Here is a 793-nt window from a genome sequence, read left to right as displayed (position 1 = left end):
GCAAAACCCGAAATTAATTTTATAAATTTAAGGTCTGTTATAAGTCGAAAAGTCAGTGCGCCAATCCCGCTACTGTGCTTATACTGGACGTTGCCAGTAATTATGAAATACATCTTCGCCATCATATTTTCGTTTTCATTTTTGAGTTCATACTCACAAATGGAACCTTCTAAAAGTGGAATTGAATTTGAAAAGTCGATTAAAGAAAATGATACAATAAGTCTGATAAAACATCATCGGAAATTTGATTCGGATTTCTCTTCTGACTGGAAATTAAACGAAACTGAAACGAGAGTTGAAATTGACCATTTCAAATACGGATACAATATTGAGTGGATTAAAAGAAAATCTGACACAATTATATACCGAACTTATACTTTCGACATTGATGGAAACTTTTATTATGGACACGAACAAAGGGAATTGAATGATAAACTCGTAAGTCGTGGCGGAATCGAAATTGAAAACGGGAAACTAAAATATATCAGACAAGTTTACCCAAAAGAACTTGAACCAAAGTTTAAAGTGGATTACTACGAATTTGAATTATTTGACAAAGGAAAACTTGTTGCTATTTATCGTGCTGACCATTTGAACCACTATTATATGCTGACAGAGGAAAAAAATAAAGACAAAATAAAGCTCGTTTACGGAATTGACTTTCTGAACGTGAAAAAATAACTACTGGCAACAACGTGTCCTATGAAAAGCACTAGTCCAGTTCTTCAAATATAATATTTTATTTTTTAATCACTTCATAATGATTATGTTGTGGTGTTGAAATGTTGATAAT

Annotated in this window: 1 protein-coding gene; it reads left to right on the top strand. The window is 32.0% G+C overall.

Annotation, left to right across the window (positions count from 1 at the left end; genetic code table 11):
• Nucleotides 1–159: 159 nt before the first annotated feature.
• Complete coding sequence (locus tag K8089_RS16200; RefSeq protein ID WP_237604327.1) at nucleotides 160–681, top strand: hypothetical protein; 522 nt, start codon at nucleotides 160–162, stop codon at nucleotides 679–681.
• The last annotated feature ends 112 nt before the right edge of the window (nucleotides 682–793 follow it).

Origin of the sequence: Aequorivita vitellina (assembly GCF_022008365.1) — a bacterium.
GTDB classification, from domain to species: domain Bacteria; phylum Bacteroidota; class Bacteroidia; order Flavobacteriales; family Flavobacteriaceae; genus Aequorivita; species Aequorivita vitellina.
Note: the sequence above shows the minus strand (reverse complement) of the source record. Positions and strands in the feature narration are given on the sequence as shown.

What these genes read in the sequence shown, in the direction of transcription:
- K8089_RS16200 (WP_237604327.1), top strand. Translation starts at nt 160, where the DNA reads ATGGAACCTTCTAAAAGTGGAATTGAATTTGAAAAGTCGATTAAAGAA.